A 16,254-nucleotide genomic window follows, 5' to 3' on the forward strand; every position below is an offset into this window, starting at 1 on the left:
ATCTGTCCCCTTAGGACGAAATCCGTCCTAAGGGGACCCCTCATGACAACGGGTCAGTTCCGGTCGCCGCCGGTCTTCCAGTCGTCCCACGACATCTGCCACACCGACCAGCCGTCGGTCGGCTCCAGCACCTGCGGGCCCGAGTTGGTGACCGTGATGATGTCGCCCTTCTTCGAAGTGTCCATCAGCCACTTCGCGTTCTCGGTCGACAGGTTGATGCAGCCATGGCTCACGTTCCGCTTGCCCTGGGAACCGACCGACCACGGCGCCGAGTGGTAGAAGATGCCACTGTTCGACATCCGCACCGCGTACTTCACGAACGTCCGGTAGCCGGCCTTGCTGTCCGTCGGGACGCCGTACGTGCTGGAGTCCATCGTGTACCCGTTGTGCTCACTCATCACCGTGTAGGTCCCGGCCGGAGTGCTGCTCGACGGCTTGCCCATCGAGATCGGCATCTGCTTGACCTCTTGGTCGTTCACCACGACCTTCATCTGGTGCGTGCCGCCGTCCGCGGTCGCGACCAGCTTGTCCCCGACGACCACCTTGGCGGGCTTGTCCTCGCGGCCGAAGGTGTTGTTGCCGAGGTTCTTCCCGTAGATCGCCGCGTTGACCGAGATCTTCGTGCCCGGCTTGAAGTACTCCTTGGGCCGCCACATCACGGTCTTCTCGCCGAACCAGTGGAACGCACCCTCGGCCTGCGGCTCGGTGACGATCTTCAGCGCCTTCTCGGTCGCCGCCTTGTCCGGCACGTTGCCGGTGAAGGTGAAGATCAACGGCAGGCCGACGCCGACCGTCTCCCCTTCGACCAGGTTGATCGAGACGCCGATCTGGCGGCCAGGCTTGGCCGTCGAGAACGTCGAGGTCGCGGTGACCGGCTTCCCATCGGTTCCGGTCGCGGCCGCGGTGACGGTGTAGGTCTTGCCGTAGCCGAGCGGCTCCGCCGACTCCCAGCCCGAACCGTCTTCCTTCGGCTTGCCCGCGACGACCTTCCCGTCGGTGCCGGTCAGCTTGACCTCGCCCACCTTGCCGTCCGCGACGGCCACCGTGACCGGCTCGCCGGGCGCCACGTTCGCCGCCCCCTGCGCCGGGGTCAGCGTCATCACGGCCGGCTTCGGCTCCGGCGCGGGCGCGGCACTCTGCTGCGAACCCCCAAGAGCACCACCCTGCGACGGCGATTCACCCGACGGTGTACTGCTGCACGCGGCCAGTGTGAACCCGGCCACCAATGCCGCCACAGCCACCCGCGACCGCCCAGTCGCTCCCCAGACCCTCATGCACACCGCCCGTTTCGCGTGGTACCAACCCCAACGTCTGGCTATAGTCTGCCTGACCGGCCGCAACGCTCGCGGCCGGATGGCCGAATACGTCCCGGCCCGGCGTTAGGGGACCCCCCCTGAAACGGGCCCCAGCAACCCTGTGTTAATGTTTTCCACGTCGCCGAGGGGAACACCAAAGCGGCGGAACAAGCAGGCGCCATTAGCTCAATTGGCAGAGCAGCTGGCTCTTAACCAGCGGGTTCGGGGTTCGAGTCCCTGATGGCGCACAGAAGAAGACAAAGCCCACCAACGGTTTTATCCCGGATTTCCGGGTGCCGTCGGTGGGCTTTGATCATGGCTGTGACCGGCGTGGGGCCGAATGAGGCCGTACCCGGTGAACCTCATCATGCGAGACCTACCGTCACCGTCGAAGTCCAGACTGCCCACGAGAGTTACGGCTGAAGGTACAGGTCGAAACCGGATTCGACCAGGTCGGGAAGGTCTCGACGTGAGCGGACACGCAGAGCATAGGTATGAAGCCCCTACGCCCTGGCCGACAGATCAGCGGCGACGATGACACGTGCTGCAAACCCCAAGGTGACCAGAGCCTCAGCGATCGATACGACGAGCAGGTCTGCCCGCACGCCGTCGGCCGTCCAGTAGAGCACGACCGACAACAGTGCCGGGACCGCGAACATCAGCAGGTCCACTGCCAGCTGCATGGACTTGTCGAGTCGTCTCAGCGGATCGCAGCGGTGGACAGACTCCCAGGTGAGCACTTGTTCCGCACGATGGGTAGACGCCACGAGCGAGGGCGCCAGGTGCCGCCCCAGATACCTGCCGATTGCCGAGATCTTCTGGTCGTTGACGAAGTATGTCCAGCCCAGGACCACGCATACCAGCGGCAGCAGCAGGAGCAGGTAAGGGCGCCCGGTCGCTTGGACCACCAAGGCCAGTGTCGCCGCCAGCGCGGCCAGTGCGGCATACATCAGCCGGTCTCGCAGCACGATCCGTGATGTCTGCTCTGCTTTAAGAGCTTCGTACTCCGCTAGCAGGACAGCTCTGGCCGAGTCGTCCGGCATGGTTTGATCAACTTGGGTTCCGCTCATCATCTTGTCGTCACTCCTTCGGCGTCGTTTCAAGACATCCGCCGGGCCCTCCAGGCGCATATGCCCGGAGGGCCCGGCTAGGCACCCATCACTCCGACCAGTTCCGCGACCACATGGTCCGGCGGTCGTTCTCGAAGTCGATCCAGGCGCGCCCTTTGTGTGCCACGGCCTCCAATATCGGGAGCGCCGCGTCCATCCCGGAGGTCGCCGCGGCGAGTTGGTTCAGCTCTGCCTCGTCGTCGTCTTCCGTGTCGTTCTCGATGCCGACTCGATCGCTGATGGCGAGGATCTCCACGCCGTCCAGCAGACGAAGCCGGAAATCTCGATTGCGCACCTTGCGTTCAGACTCTTCACGGCTTTGGACTGTCCTTTCCCGGACCTTCAGCGAGGCGGACGCGATGCGGTCGTAGCCGAAAACGTTCCAGTCCTCGTTTTTAACCTCTCCGGTGATGAAGTTCAGATATATACGGGATTCTCGGATGCCATGCCGGGTCAACAAGATGACGGTGACCAGGTACGCCTCATAACGAGGCGGGCCATGCGGCACTACCCCACGCCGGGCCCCGGGAGCTCGCTCGTTGTGGACGACGTGCGACACGAGGCCCCGTTCGGCGATCTCGCCTTTACGCAACGCTTCTGCCTTGATATAGGCCTTGTCCAAAGCCAGCCACCAGGCCATGTCAGTGTCTTTCGGGCGATCGGACAGCTCATCCCGCCATCGCTCGTACTCGGCCATCTCTTGCTCGAACAGCGCGTCCGCGCTGGCCGTAAGGAGCCGAGTCGCCCTGCGGGCAGCGAAATATTCGATCACCGCGGGCAACGCGAACCAGCCACCCGCCGCGATCGGCACGGCCTGCCAGCGATGAGCGACACCCAGCAGGGCCAACCCTGACACGGCCATCAGGACGCCGACCACCTGCCGGCTACGGACCCCGCTTGGGACAGCGGGTTCTGGCTGAAGCTGCGAGTCAAGGCTCGACCACTGCTGGGCAACTCGACGCGCGTGCCAGTCGAAAAGCCATTTCAGCCGTTTGACGGTCTGACCGTAGTCCTGGTCGTACCTGAGCCAATCGTTGAACCTGCGCCGCAAGTACCAGCGGTGCCCGGCCGCGTACTCAAGCCAGTCTTGGGCATCCGGCGGGCAGGCGTCACGGAAACACCGGTCAATGAGCTTGTCGACCTGGCTCGCCTCGGCCGGCGCGTCCGCAGGCCGCGCCGCGTCACGCCGGGAGGCGAGGTGCAGTACGTGCCCGGTGTACTCGATGCCATAGCGGGTCGTCACGGCACTGCCCGCGATCAGCAGGACCAGCCCGCCCCAGAAGAGAATACTCATCGGGCCGAAGAACAGTCCGGCCAGGGACAGCACCGCGACCGTGCCTCCGATGAACACGGGCCGACGGTCATCGACGCCCGCAGTGGACGTTCGGATTCGATACCTGGTGGGCTTCGCGGGGTCGGGTTCGAAGAACTTCCAGGCCCGGTTCTCACGATCTCGAGAGAAGCGCTCGATACCGACCTTGTGCTTTCGCTCGGCATCGAGCTGTTGATCCAGGACGCCGGTGACCAACAGCGACAGATGCCGGCTGATCTCGTCCTGCCGCTCGGCCGGAAGATCACCAAACGCGGTCACGGTGGTGAACGACCGGTCAACGGCATCGGACCGGACGAGCTCGACGAGGCTCCGGACAACACGGTGAGCTCGTGACCATTCGTCTTCCGGCAGTGAGACACAGAGCTTTCCTGCTTCGCGGATTCTTCTGACGAGGTCCGCCGGAATATCCCCGAAGCCACGTTCGCTGAATACCGCGAGCACGTAGAAGTAGATGCGTTCGGTCGACTGATGGCCATTGAAGACCAGCTCACCGAACAGCTCTTCGGCACGGCGCGGCAAACCGGCGGTGAGATAGGCGAGCGCGACCTCGTGCCTGCGCTCGGCAGTGTCCTCGTCGGAGACGTTGTAGATGGTCGCGTCATGGAAGACGCTCTCCACGTTCTGCACACCGATCTGCTGGCCGACCCGGGCGTTGTCGGAAGCGACGTTCTCGTTCTCGACGCCGTTGACAATCGTGTCCCCGCTCATCGGAAGCCCCGGACAGAGCCGAGGTTGACGCCGATCTGCTGGCCGACGCGGGCGTTGTCCCGCGCCGTGTTCGTGTTGCGGATGGCCGGGACCTCGGGCGACGGCGGATCGGCAGCTCCGGCGGTGTCCTCGGCGGGTTCGAGGGCGGTGATCAGCGCGATCGCGAATGCCGCCGCGTTGCGAGCCGCGAGCAACTGTCCACCTTCGCGGTCCGCCGTGGCCTTGCGACCGTCTGCGAAATCGCTGATACCGCGCACGGCCACGGCGCGGACCTGGTCGCCAAGATGAGCCGCGTGCGCGAAACCGGAGCTCTCCATATCGACGGCTACGGCGTCGTTGTACGACTTGTGCAGCCTCTGGGCCAGTTCGGAGCGGCGGGAGTTGAGGACGACGTCGCCCACCGCGACGGCTTCGAAGTGAACCGCTGGAGCGCCGCCCTCCACCTGGTCAGGCAGGAACGAGTGCCAAGCGTCGCCACGCGGCAACCTCCGCGCCTCTTGGTCGAGACGGTGCGAGACAGACCAAGCAGAGGGGCGCACCAGGAATTCGTCATCCTCGCTGCGACCGCCCTGATAGGAATAGATCTTGGTGGCCACGACTACGTCGCCGATCATGAGCCAGTCGCGCAGCCCTCCCGCGACGCCGACGAACACCATGGCCGCCGGGTCGAACTCGGCATTGGCACGTTCGGTGAGCGCTGCAGCGGTCGTGGTGCCTGCGCCGGTCTCCACCACCGCGACGCGGTGTCCCGGATGACCCACGACTGTTCCGACATCGAACACTGTGCCTGACCTGTGACGATGCGGGCGCACGTCCACAAGGTGCTCCAGCACGGCCGCATGTTCCACGGGCAGCGCAGTCATGATCACATTCACTGGCTCTCACTCCAACACGGTCAGGGTGATTCAGGAACGGACCCCCACAAGGCGTCCGACGAGATCGACGTGGCCTGACACCCGCGCCGGACCGAGGTCTCACCACCACGCTTATTGTCAGAGTGACACGAACCGACGGGTAGAGCAAGCCCTAAGCAGAGCCAATAGTCATACTGACAAAAACTGCTTCACGCTCCGAAGCGCGACCGCATCATCGGAGGTACCAGCTCAGCCGCCTCGCCCGCTCGATAGAGGGCAGCGGGCCTGCCAGTGAGAGAAGGCCGCTTGCCGCCGGTGGGCACGACAAAGCCATCAGCATCGGTGACTTTGCGATGGAAGTTCGGCTTGTCCAGCACGACGCCCCATACAGCCTCGTAGACCTCGCGCAGGTCTGCAATGGTGAACTCAGGGCCACAGAAGGCCGTGGCGATGGTGCTGAACTGCAGCAACGTACGCGCCAGCTCCACCGCGTCGGACAGGATACAATCATGGTCGAAGGCCAGCGCTGTGTCGGTGGCCTCGGCGACCGGCAACCAGCGGGCGGCTCGTGCGTCTGACCCGGCGACCGGCACCGGCAGGTTCGGGGCGATAGCGAGGTAAGCGCAAGTTACCACCCGCGGACGCCGGGGATCCCGATCTGGCGCGGAGTACACGCCAACCTGCTGTAGCTTCAACGCCCCGGCGTCAAGTCCCGTCTCCTCGGCCAACTCACGCGCCGCGGTCTGCTCCAACGACTCGTCACCACGCAGGAATCCACCAGGCAACGCCATGCGGCCCCGGAACGGCGCATTCTTCCGCTCCACGAGCAGGACGCACAGCACACCGCCCCGAATGGTCAGGATGACCAGGTCGGCGGTGAGCGTCACTGTCTGCCGGGTACGGCTCATGCGCGAAGACTACCTACCAGCCTCCCATCCCTCGCCCGGTCGCCGCAGTCAAGCCAGCACCGCCGTCTCAACCGGGGGACGGCAACGCAGCGCCCACTGCGGTCTACCTCCGGCAGCCGAAGATCGGAGGTGCAGTTCCAGGCGTATCCGGCGGGCCACACTACAACGATCACCAAAGCCGCTTGACCAATGTCGCACCAACCTTCGACGGCTCCACCCGACAAGTAATCCCCGCTCATGAATGCACACTCGACACGACAAGGAATTCCACCATTTCTTCCCCAAGGCATTTCTGAAGAAGAACGGAATCGAGTTCAGCCTGGCCAATGTCTGCGCGAATCTGATCATGCCGCTCGGTGACGAATATCTACGTGAGTGATCAGCAGTCTTCCGTCTACCTCAAAGATTTGCGTGAAACCAGGAGCAGATCCAGTCGGAGACGACCAAAGCCGGTACGACGAAAGTCCTGCAGGTCTCCTGCTCATTCATCCCTGCTCCGCGAGCCATGATGAACTTCTACACGACGAGCGCGCGGCGGTGACCTGACCTTCGCGACCGCTCACGTATCGATGTCGAGCAGACAGCGTGAATGGCCCATTGTCGTCTGCCGGGACACGTGGTCTGCCCGCCCGCGCAACTCCGGATCGCGGGGGGCAGACCACCTGTTGTCAGCCTTGCTTGGCGCGGCGTTTCCGGCTTGTCAACGCGAGTGTCGCGCCCGCGCCGAGGAGCAGGACACCAAGGAGGAGAATCCACGGTAGGCCGGAGACGCCGGTGGAGGCCAGTGGCCCCGGGGCTTTCCCGGACGGGGCCGGTGTTGTTGGCGGGACGGACGTCGGTGGTGTCGACGCGGGTGGTGTCGACGTCGGTGGTGATGCCTGTGGGATGTAGACACCAGCGTCAATCGTGTGATCAACCCCTCCGGGGATTGCCGGCGCCGTGACCGGGGCGTATCCGTCGCATAGTCGCCCGGTGGTCGGCGGGTCCACATTGGAGTCGTGTACCCGATCGGTATCGACCAGCGGAAGCGTGAACCGAAGGTCGGTAGCCGGCGGACGGCCTGGCACCTTGCTGGTGTCCGCGGTGCAGACATCGAATTGCACGGTGTACTCGGCGCCTGGCTCGAGCTGGTAGGCGGCGCCGACACCACCGAAGTAGTACTCGCCGGCCGCATTGGTCTTGGTCGTGGCGACCTTCTTACCGGTGGAGTCCACCAGGTTGATCGTCGCGCCCGGTAGCCGCACGTCCGCCGGATCCTGGACGCCGTTGTGGTCGCCGTCGAACCACACCAGGTTGCCGATCTGGATCGGCGCGTTCGCCGCCTGGTACGCGATGGCCCCGAGCCCACCTGCCTTGCCGAACCCGTGGCTCGGGTTTCGACCGACGAACTCGTAGGCGTTGGCGGAAGGGTTGTTACCAGGCCCCACCCCGGTCTTGATGTCGTAGTAACCGGTCCCGGCGGTGGCGACGTTGACGGTCGGGTCCATCTGCGTGCTGACAACCCATTGCTGCTGCGGAATGTAGGCGACCGACCCCAGCGCGGCTTCCTGGTGCGCCGCCGGGCGCCGGAAGTAGTCACCCGGGAAGTACTCGACCACGTCGCCGGCCTGGCCGCCGGTGATGTCGTTGTTCGCGTGGTTGGGGCAGTTCCCGGTGCCTTCCCAGGAATACCCACCGGTGGGATTGACGCAGGCCATGTTGATGTCACCACCGGCAAAGCCGCGTTCCGTGGTGTTCCTGCCCGGACGCGGGTCCAGCGAATCCCAGCCCACCACGTCCATGAACCGGTCGCGGAAGCCGAGGATCATCGACCCGTCACGCGCGAAGGCCAGACTGGCCAGTGCCGGCTGCGGATCGATCATCGTGCCGCCACCGCCCACTTCGTGTTCGTTCCAGGTCGACAAATCCGTGTTCCACGGGTTCCAGCGGTCGGTCTGGCCGGGAGTGGATCGACCGGCGAGGACCTCGCCACGCTTGAAGTCGAGCGGCTGGGTCAGCACCGTGGAGAACCGCGTGCCGTCGTAGGCGTAGACGACAGCCTTCAGGTCCGCGCGGTTCTGCGTGCTTTCCGCGCTGCACACACCACCGACGTACACGGTGCTGTCGTGTGCGGCAACAGCGAACGGCCGCCAGTCGGTGGGCGCCGCGCAGCCCGGGTCCGGGACCGGGACCGTGGCCCGGGGTACCGGCGCGGTGGCCCTGGTGGCGTCGAAGCTGACCAGGCTCCGGGTCAACAGGTTCAGCGCGTACAGCGTGGAGCCGTCCTCCGACAGGGCCAGGCCGCCGATGCTCTCCTTGCCCGGCGCGTTGACGAACCCGCCGTCCTTGATCATGTTGGTGGTGTCGTGGGGCGTCACCGCGGCGCCCGGCACCTTCGCGAACAGGGTCGGTGCGCCGCCGCCGTCGACCGGCACCGTGTAGATCGCGTCCCCACCACCCGGCCCGTACACGGCGTGCCGCCGGGCGAACGCACTCTGGAACAACTGGCGCCGGTGCTTGTCGTAGGCCAGCCCGAACGTCGTGCCCACCTGGGCTTGGGTGGCGAGTGTGGTCGGGCACGCGACGTTCTCAGGACACGTACCGCGGGTGTCCACCCCGAACGCCACCAGTGCCCGGGTGTCCGCCCCACCGGCACCATTCTGGATCGGCACGAAATACCGGGTGTCCGGCAGGGTGTAGTGGGCGGGATTCCAGACCCCGGTGATCACCGAGTCGTTCTTGCCGTTCGACACGTCCACGAAGGTGGTGAAGCTGTCGAAATGGTTGGCCGCCGTCGAGGCCGGCGCCGCCCGCAGATAGTTGCTGTAGGGCGCCGGGACAGTGACGTCGACGCGGTAGTGGCCACCGGCCAGCACGGCGGACGGCGGCACCACGACTTTTCCGGTGGCGTCGGTGATACCGGTGACGTGACGACCTTCGGGGTCGGAGACGTCGACCTGCATGCCTTGCTGCGGCACGTCCATCGTCGTGTTGATCACGCCGGTGCCGAAGAAGTCCCGTAGCACCTGGACCGTCAGCGTGCCGTCAGTCGGCGACGCGGCGGCTGTCCCAGCCGTCGCTCCGGTGATGGCGCTGCTCGCCAACAACAGACCAGCCAACCCCACCCGCGCCAACAGACCCCTACGCGTCCGGGTTCTCCGGCTCATCGCTATCCCCTTGTGGAAGTCGTCGTGAACCGTTTCAGACAACCAGAGCGGCGTTACCCCGTGTGTCAGAAGTCGGGTGAATCAGGGGGTGAATCGGCGAACCTGTTAACGTCGCGCCGCGTGCGGAGCATGAGAACCCGGCAACGTTTCCCACGGCACCGATGGCTGCGGCCGCGCTGGGTGGTGGCCGTCATCGTCATCGCGGCGGTCGGCATGGCCACGTTCGTCATCATCGGCGACTATTCAGAACCTTCTGGTCCGCGTGCGTTGACCTCGGATGAGGTGAACCGGCTGGCGATCACGCGGTTCCGCAACTACGAGGCGGGAGGCCGCGCGGTGACGATCACCGTGCCGACCACCGCCGGCGGGCTGGTCATCACCGGATCCATCGACTACCGAGCCAAACTCGGTTACGGAGTGGTGCGCGGCACCGGGCGGGATACGTCCGGCGACGGGCTGATCCAATGGAACACCACCACCGTGTTCGTCCATCCGATGGCGAACGCTCCGACGGAGGCACCGGCATCGCCGCCCGGATCTGCTTGGCATCGCCGCCCTTTGCAGACGTCCGGCAGTTCGCTGGACAGTTCGTTGCTCATCGCGCTCAGTCTCGGTAGCGACCGGCCGGACAACGCCGAACTACTGCCGCAGAACGGCGCCGCCTGGGTTGGTCCGGACCAGGTGAGCGGCCATCGGGTGGACGTGATGTCCGGGCCGGGCACTCCTGCCAAGCCCGGTACCGCGGGAAACGTCCGCTACTGGATCGGCTCGGACGGCACCATGCACCGGGTTCAGGCCGACGTGGCTTCCGAGCCGCGGCCGGTGGCCATCGATTTCGACACCCAGGCCTACGTTCCGGTCCAGCCGGCACCCGGTGTCACCCCGACGCGGTAGCCGCCGCTCAGGACGTCCGCACCAGCGCGCCATCGGCCAGCAGTGACGCCGACGGCAGCGGGATCTTCGCGATGTCCGGTAGCGCGGGAACGGCCGGAACAGCGGTGGCGCCGGTGGCGGCATTCGGGAACTGCGGCTGCGGGGCGGGCGCGGCCACGTCGGTGAAGGGGATACCGCGAGGTGGCTTCGGGCTCGCCCACGTGCCGGACGGCGCGGACGACTGGTCGGCGACCGGGCAGGACGCGGTCGCCGCGAGCTGAGCGGGCACCGTCGTCGCGAGACCGTTGCCGCGCAGGCAGTTACCCCGTCCTTGGGTGGCGGTGGGGAACGTCCAGCCGACGTCAACGCCGTTGGCGGCGAAGGTGTTGTCCACGATCTGGTTGCCGTTCGGCGGTATGTCGGCGGTTGCGGTGATCACCAGCCCGGCGTTGACATTGCCGTCGATCCGGTTGCGGATGACCTGATTGTCACTGCCGCCATCGATGCCGATACCGATGCCCCACCCGCCGTCTGCCTGTTCGGGGGTCGAGGTCTGCTGGTTGGCCGCGATCAGGTTGCCGGCGACGTGGGCACCCTGCTGCGGGAGCAGCTTCTCCTGATGGTCGGAGTTGGTGGTGAGCCCGACCCGGTTACCGGCGAAGCGGTTACCGACCACGTACATGTCCCCGCTGGCGTTGGTGCCTTCGTAACCGACCGCGTTGAGTTCGGCGATGTTGTCCCGCACCACGATGCGACAGGGCTTGCATTGCCCGACATAGATCCCGGAGTCAGCCGAACCTGACGCATACGAGTGTTCGATGACACCGTCCTGGGTGGAGAACGCATAGATGCCGTACAGCCCGTTGCGGGTGGCGGTCACGTGGGAAACCAGGAACGACTTCAGGAAGGCGACCGGCTCGTCGCCGGTGTCGTAGCCGCCCTGCCCCGGAGTTCCGGTGGCCGCCTTCGCCGAACCGGTGACCAGAACCCCGTTCTGCGTATTGTTCTTCACGGTCAGGTTCTCCACGGCCACCCCGGGCGCGGTGACGACAATCCCGTTCGGCTGCCGCAATTGCCCGTCGATCACGACCGTGTCCCGGGACTCGCCGCGAAGAGTGATCCGAGCCGTGCCGACCTTGACCGACTCGTGGTAGACACCCGGCGCGACCAATACCAGGTCACCGGGCTGGGCGAGGGACACCGCGGCGGAGATCGTCGGGGCGTCAGCCGGCACTCGGATCGTCACGTGCGCACCGGCCGGCCGGCTGCCCTGGCCCGATCCGTCATCGCCGGCGCAGCTCGCCAATACGAGTGTCAGTGTGCCGAGTACCGCCACGATCACGCGACAACCGAAACGAGGCATGCTCGTCAGTTTGGCACCACCGCCGAATTCGCCTACGGCTGGGCGGATATGGCACGCTCCACATCCGTGCGCCGATTCGAAAATCACCCGTCACGCCGTGCGTTTCTCGGTGCCACCGCTACCGTGGTGGCCGCCGGCCTCACCGCGGGGTGTGAATCGGATTCCGCCCAGCCGGGCCGGCTCGACACTCCTGCGTCAACCACGCCGGTGCCGCCAACGGGTCCTTATCAAGCCGGGATCACGCTCCCACGACAAGCCCAGCCCAACCTGCTGGCCGTCGTGGCCGACGTCGCTGATGGCGTGGCGGTCGGCCCGTTACTGGCCGAACTCGGCGAGGCCGTCGGCACGCTCACCGCGGGGACCGATACACGACTCCTCGGCCTGTCACCGGGCGATCTCACCGTGACGATCGGGGTGGGCCCCCGGCTGGTGCGCATGGCCGATCCGTCCTTACCCGGCACAACGGAACTCCCCGAGTTCTCCCGCGAGCGGATCGCCCCACAGGCACGTGGCGGGGATCTGCTGATACAGGTTTGTGCCGGCGACGCCGTCGTTATACCGATCGTCGCGGCCGCACTCCTGCACCAGGCCGGCGACCGCATCCACGAACGCTGGCGCCAGTCCGGGCGCCGCGGTTCGACCATTCCCGTGGCTCCGGGCCTTACCGCGCCACGAAACGTGTTCGGTTTCATCGACGGCATCGTGGGCCCGCACACGGCCGCCGAACAGGAACGAGACCTGTGGCTGGCCGGGCCGTCCCCGGTCACCCGCGGCACCATCGCCGTGCTCCGACGCATGGAACTCGACCTGCCACGGTTCACCGCGTTGCCCGTCGCCACCCAGGAGGCGGTCTTCGGTCGACGCCGAGACACCGGTACACCTCTCTCCGGCGGCGCCATCGCCTCCGATCCAGACCTCGGCGCGAAAACGCCGGACGGGCGCTATCTGATCCCGGCTGATGCCCACATGCGCAGAGCGCACCCCAACACGGTTGGCGTCGGCCTCATGCTGCGCCGCTCCTACAACATCGACGAACCCGCACCCGGCCTGCTCTTCATCAGCTTCCAGAACGACATCCGAACCTTCACCAACACCCTCACCCGGATGGACAACGGCGACGCACTGCTGCCGTTCACCACCACCACCGCCAGTGCGAGCTTCCTGATACTCCCCGGGTTCGACCGACAACACCCGCTTGGCGCCACGCTTTTCCGCTAGTGTCCCGCGCCGGAAATGCGGTGCTATATCGGTGGAAGCCGGGCCGCCGAGATATGTGCCTGATTTCCGGCGCGGGACACTAGAGCACGCCGAGCTCGTAAGCCCGCATCAGCGCGTCCTCGCGGCTGGACGCGTTCAGCTTGCGGTAGGCGCTTTTCACCTGCGTGCGCACGGTGTTGACGGACACGACGAGCTTGCGCGCGACCTCCGCGATGGTCAGGCCCGCGTCCAGTTCGCTGAGGACCACCTGCTCCCTGTTGGTCAGCTCGACCAACTCGACGCGTTCCGGGAACACCGGACGGGCCCGCGCCAGACGCTGTACCGCCTCATCGGTCAGGGGAAGGTCACCCAGCCGGATCACCTCATCGCGATCGCCCGGCGACAACGAGGCGAGCGAGAGCACTTCATCCGGCGTCCGCACGCGGCGGACCAGCACAAGCGACCGGCGTGCCTCGTCCTCGTCACCCATACGCATTGCGGCGATCGCCTTGAGCAGCAGCATCTGCCGGACGTCCCGACGCGATGTGGTTTCGTGCCAGGACGTGCGCGAGGCCATCGCGCGGACCACCTCGTATTCGCCGTTGAGCAGGCGGAGCCGGGCGGTCGGAAGCGCCAGCCACGACCCCTGCGGGTCCGCCTCCTTGATCAACCGCAGTGCGCGGGTGGCCTGACCGGTGGCGATCAGCAGCTCGATGTGGGCACGTCGGATCACTTGGAAGGCGGTGCCCTGCGCGACGAGCTCGGGCGCATGGCTGAGCGGGAGCGTGCCCAGATGGGCCAGCGACGTCACCGGATCGCCGAGGTACAACCCGTACGCGAACGTCAACGCCGCCACGAAGGGCCAGACCTCCAGTTGCTTGGTACCGTCGCCGGTGATCTCCAGGCGGTCCGCGAGGCTCGCCTCGTCGTAGCGGTCCAGCGCGTCCCAGCCTTCAGCGATCGTCCCACCCACGGTGAGCAAGAAACGGACCCGCTCGGAGGGCGACTCGAAGCCACGCATCCGTTCAAGCCACTGGTGGGCGAGGGCACAGTGACCGAGATGCGCGAAGATCATGGCGAGATTCGCGGCGGCGTTGAGGGCAGTGGCCGCCGTTTCCGGCGCGACCGTCGCGCGCTCGTACGCCTGGCGGTACCACTCCACCGCGGCCGGGAAGTCATCCATCAGCGAACGCGTCAGACCTCGCTGCATGGCAAGCCACCCAGGGCGCGGTTCCCCATCGGCGCCGGGCAGCGAGCTGAGCTGCGCCGCGCGGACCGTGAGGCGCTCGCCCAGCTCCTCGGCCTCGGCGCTCGCCCCTCGCATACGCAACCCGATCATCGCCGCGGTGCCGACTGTGACGAGTGTCGCCACCGAAGTCTCGCCCGCGATGTCCATCGTCGCCGCCAGGCGGGTACCGAGCTCTGTGTAGTGGCGCAGATATGGCCTGAGTTCGCTGACGTGGGGTTGGTTCATCGCGTAGTAAGCGCTGATCCACGAGATCATCAGGCGCGGACGAGCGCGCAGCTCGTCGTCCGGTACCCGGCTGAGAACGAAAAGCAGCCGACCGGCGAGGTCACCCTCCACGGCGAGGATGTGCTGGTCGCACAGGGCTTCGAGCGCGGTCCAGTCACAGTCCTCGGCGATCCTGTCCAGCGTTTCCGGTAAGTCGGCAACCGACACACGAGCGGGTTGCGTTCTGTGCGGCACCGTCTCTGCCCCTCCCCAGGCCAGGCCGATGGATCTCGGTCACAAGAATGAGGTGCTTAGGTTTTCCCGCCCCACCCATTCCTGTGGACAAGAGATCACCTTGGCACGCAGACGCAGCAGCCGTCATGTCCTACAACCGGGTGAACTTGACCCCCATATGGGCCAACGGAACGACGCGTTGATCGGCACTCACATGACCGACCGGGATGACTGGCGCCACTGCAGTCGACAGGCAGTCGTGGTCGAGCCTGGCTTCTGGCGGAGGCCCGAAAGGGTTGGGGCACATCCCTTTCCGGACCCTCCGCGGTCACGACCGAACGGCGGCCAGTCGCCCCAGATCCGCGTACTTCTCGGCATGTCTTAACCAGCGGGTTCGGGGTTCGAGTCCCTGATGGCGCACAGTTCAAAGTCAAAGCCCGCCAACGGTTTGTCTCGGTTTCCGGGTGCCGTCGGTGGGCTTTGATCGTATGTGCAGCCCGGGTGCGGCCGGCTTGTCACCCTGATTCAGTTACCGACCGCTACCAGCCGTGCCCGCGACGACCCGCTGCGCTGCAAGGGCACGGCCTTGTCCGTCAGGGGTACGAAGGCACAGGTCTTCAGGGTGAGCACGATCATCTCCCCCGCCCCACGGCTGAAACGGCGGTCTCACTGTCCACATCGGATAGTCGGCGGCAGAGCACGAAGATCAGGGCGAGCGCCGCGATCAGGTAGGCGTTGCCGACGACGGCTTGGCCGAAGTTCCACGTTCGCTCGGCGCCGCCTCCACCGGGAACCACGGCGACGGTCCAGCCCGTGAACACGACGGCGGCAATGCCCATCGCCGGCCGCCTGGTGCACAGGTAGCCGAGTGCGGGCACCACCCAAACCCAATGGTGCGTCCACGAGATCGGGCTGACCAGCAAGGCGCAGCCGGCCGTCACCAGCAGGGCGGCGGGGTCGTCGCCCGCGCGGTGAAGACTTCGGACGAGCCACATCATCACCACCGCGCAGAGGACCCCGAAGCAGCCGATCAGCACTGTCGCGATGCTGCCCTCCGGCAGCGTACGTGCGATGAATCCTTGCCACGACTGGTTCCCCACCCAGCCTTTCATCTCCGCGAAGTGGCTGTTGAAGATCGCGGACGTCCAGTAGCGCAGGGAATCCTTCGGCAGGAGGACGAACGCGAGTGTCGTCGCGCCGAGGAAAGCGGCCAAGGCGCGGGCCGCGTCGGCGATCCGCCGGACGAGCAGGAGGTGGACGATGAAGATCAGCGGGATCAGTTTGACCGCCGCCGCGAGGCCGATCCCGATTCCGCGGAAGCGCGATTCGCGCAGCAGCAGCACATCCGCGACCACGACGGCCATCAGGAGAAGATTGACCTGGCCGAGCCCGATCGTCTGCCACACCGGTTGCAGGGCGAAGGCGGCGAGCAGCAGGAGCGGGACGTACGCGCGCTCGGTGAAAGGCCGGAGCGCGACATAGAGCGAAGGTGCCGCCGCGATCGCCAGCAGCCCCCAGCACACGTGTGCCGGCAGCGCGGTCAGCGGAACGAAGAGCAGCGCGGCGAACGGCGGATAGGTGAACGGGAGTTCCGGCGCCCACTCGGGTAATGCGGTCAGGTGTGCGTACAGCGGCTCCCCGTGGAGCACGGCGGACCCACCGGCGCGGTAGACGGCCGAGTCGACCCCCAGCGGGATGTCCGAAAGCCACCAGACGAGCGCGATCGCGACGAGCACGGTGACCGCGATGCCGACCGCGGTCAGGGCGTTGATCCGAACCAT

At 66.2% G+C, this 16,254-nt stretch carries 12 protein-coding genes and 1 tRNA gene; 4 read left to right on the top strand and 9 right to left on the bottom strand.

Features of this window, described 5'->3' with window-relative positions:
• Nucleotides 1-53: 53 nt before the first annotated feature.
• Entirely contained in the window at nt 54-1,274 is a 1,221-nt protein-coding gene (locus LCL61_RS34455; protein WP_340683614.1) for a L,D-transpeptidase, read from the bottom strand.
• Nucleotides 1,275-1,470: 196 nt separating this feature from the next.
• On the opposite strand from LCL61_RS34455, the gene LCL61_RS34460 reads away from it, so the two are divergent.
• A tRNA-Lys gene (locus LCL61_RS34460) sits at nt 1,471-1,543 on the top strand.
• 255 nt (nt 1,544-1,798) lie between these two features.
• Here LCL61_RS34460 and LCL61_RS34465 read toward each other — a convergent pair.
• The 4 genes from LCL61_RS34465 to LCL61_RS34480 form a co-directional block, all read right to left on the bottom strand.
• A complete protein-coding gene (locus LCL61_RS34465) occupies nt 1,799-2,368 on the bottom strand; it encodes a hypothetical protein (RefSeq protein WP_340683615.1) in 570 nt (189 codons plus the stop codon).
• An 85-nt stretch (nt 2,369-2,453) separates the two neighbouring features.
• Nucleotides 2,454-4,445 carry a hypothetical protein gene (locus tag LCL61_RS34470; RefSeq protein ID WP_340683616.1) on the bottom strand — a complete coding sequence of 664 codons (1,992 nt, stop codon included), beginning with the start codon at nt 4,443-4,445 and terminating at the stop codon, nt 2,454-2,456.
• Entirely contained in the window at nt 4,442-5,320 is an 879-nt protein-coding gene (locus LCL61_RS34475; protein WP_340683617.1) for a 5'-methylthioadenosine/S-adenosylhomocysteine nucleosidase, read from the bottom strand. Before LCL61_RS34475 ends, LCL61_RS34470 begins: the two co-directional genes overlap by 4 nt.
• Before the next feature lie 188 nt (nt 5,321-5,508).
• On the bottom strand, nt 5,509-6,207 hold the full coding sequence (locus LCL61_RS34480; RefSeq protein WP_340683618.1) for an NUDIX hydrolase: 699 nt from the start codon (nt 6,205-6,207) through the stop codon (nt 5,509-5,511).
• Nucleotides 6,208-6,448: 241 nt separating this feature from the next.
• Between LCL61_RS34480 and LCL61_RS34485 the strand changes: the two genes are divergently transcribed.
• Nucleotides 6,449-6,586, top strand: a complete 138-nt coding sequence (locus tag LCL61_RS34485; RefSeq protein WP_340683619.1) for a hypothetical protein — start codon at nt 6,449-6,451, stop codon at nt 6,584-6,586.
• Between the two features lie 289 nt (nt 6,587-6,875).
• Here LCL61_RS34485 and LCL61_RS34490 read toward each other — a convergent pair whose 3' ends face one another.
• Nucleotides 6,876-9,311, bottom strand: a complete 2,436-nt coding sequence (locus LCL61_RS34490; protein WP_340683620.1) for an SdrD B-like domain-containing protein — start codon at nt 9,309-9,311, stop codon at nt 6,876-6,878.
• Between the two features lie 171 nt (nt 9,312-9,482).
• On the opposite strand from LCL61_RS34490, the gene LCL61_RS34495 reads away from it, so the two are divergent.
• Nucleotides 9,483-10,247 carry a hypothetical protein gene (locus LCL61_RS34495; protein ID WP_340688744.1) on the top strand — a complete coding sequence of 255 codons (765 nt, stop codon included), beginning with the start codon at nt 9,483-9,485 and terminating at the stop codon, nt 10,245-10,247.
• Between the two features lie 7 nt (nt 10,248-10,254).
• Here LCL61_RS34495 and LCL61_RS34500 read toward each other — a convergent pair whose 3' ends face one another.
• Nucleotides 10,255-11,589, bottom strand: a complete 1,335-nt coding sequence (locus LCL61_RS34500) for a NosD domain-containing protein (protein ID WP_425341949.1) — start codon at nt 11,587-11,589, stop codon at nt 10,255-10,257.
• On the opposite strand from LCL61_RS34500, the gene LCL61_RS34505 reads away from it, so the two are divergent.
• The gene (locus LCL61_RS34505) at nt 11,473-12,807 is read left to right on the top strand and encodes a Dyp-type peroxidase (protein ID WP_340683622.1); all 1,335 of its coding nucleotides are present in this window, start codon (nt 11,473-11,475) and stop codon (nt 12,805-12,807) included. The genes LCL61_RS34500 and LCL61_RS34505 overlap by 117 nt on opposite strands.
• Before the next feature lie 79 nt (nt 12,808-12,886).
• Here the strand turns inward: LCL61_RS34505 and LCL61_RS34510 are convergent, their stop codons facing one another.
• Entirely contained in the window at nt 12,887-14,371 is a 1,485-nt protein-coding gene (locus LCL61_RS34510; protein ID WP_340683623.1) for a helix-turn-helix transcriptional regulator, read from the bottom strand.
• Between the two features lie 734 nt (nt 14,372-15,105).
• On the bottom strand, nt 15,106-16,254 hold the full coding sequence (locus LCL61_RS34515) for a glycosyltransferase 87 family protein (RefSeq protein ID WP_340683624.1): 1,149 nt from the start codon (nt 16,252-16,254) through the stop codon (nt 15,106-15,108).

The sequence above is a fragment of the Amycolatopsis coloradensis genome (assembly GCF_037997115.1).
In the GTDB taxonomy this organism is placed as follows: Bacteria; Actinomycetota; Actinomycetes; order Mycobacteriales; family Pseudonocardiaceae; genus Amycolatopsis; species Amycolatopsis coloradensis_A.

What these genes read in the sequence shown, in the direction of transcription:
- LCL61_RS34455 (WP_340683614.1), bottom strand. Translation starts at nt 1,274, where the DNA reads ATGAGGGTCTGGGGAGCGACTGGGCGGTCGCGGGTGGCTGTGGCGGCA.
- LCL61_RS34465 (WP_340683615.1), bottom strand. Translation starts at nt 2,368, where the DNA reads ATGATGAGCGGAACCCAAGTTGATCAAACCATGCCGGACGACTCGGCC.
- LCL61_RS34470 (WP_340683616.1), bottom strand. Translation starts at nt 4,445, where the DNA reads ATGAGCGGGGACACGATTGTCAACGGCGTCGAGAACGAGAACGTCGCT.
- LCL61_RS34480 (WP_340683618.1), bottom strand. Translation starts at nt 6,207, where the DNA reads ATGAGCCGTACCCGGCAGACAGTGACGCTCACCGCCGACCTGGTCATC.
- LCL61_RS34485 (WP_340683619.1), top strand. Translation starts at nt 6,449, where the DNA reads ATGCACACTCGACACGACAAGGAATTCCACCATTTCTTCCCCAAGGCA.
- LCL61_RS34495 (WP_340688744.1), top strand. Translation starts at nt 9,483, where the DNA reads ATGAGAACCCGGCAACGTTTCCCACGGCACCGATGGCTGCGGCCGCGC.
- LCL61_RS34500 (WP_425341949.1), bottom strand. Translation starts at nt 11,589, where the DNA reads ATGCCTCGTTTCGGTTGTCGCGTGATCGTGGCGGTACTCGGCACACTG.
- LCL61_RS34515 (WP_340683624.1), bottom strand. Translation starts at nt 16,254, where the DNA reads ATGGTTCGGATCAACGCCCTGACCGCGGTCGGCATCGCGGTCACCGTG.